Source organism: Bradyrhizobium sp. Kon10, from assembly GCF_055807395.1.
Map to the genome: position 1 here is coordinate 1 of NZ_JBVVOZ010000258.1, position 262 is coordinate 262.

At 62.2% G+C, this 262-nt stretch carries 1 protein-coding gene; it reads right to left on the reverse strand.

The window, feature by feature from the left end; all coding sequences use genetic code 11:
• The coding region (locus AC0L2O_RS36930) for an efflux RND transporter permease subunit (protein WP_473373226.1) at positions 1-262 on the reverse strand (262 nt) is incomplete at both ends.

Here is a 262-nt window from a genome sequence, read left to right on the forward strand (position 1 = left end):
GCACGGCGGCGAGGGCAGGGGACAGCGTCAGCGAGTTGAACGCCGAGATCACGGTCGAGATCGCAATGGTCAGGGCGAACTGTTTGTAGAACTGGCCGGTCAAGCCGCTGATGAAGGCGGCCGGGATGAACACCGCACACAGCACCAGCGCCGTGGCGATGATCGGGCCGGTCACTTCACTCTTGGCCTTTTCAGTGGCCGGGAACGGTTCCAGGCCCAACTCGATATTACGTTCGACGTTCTCCACCACCACGATGGCGTC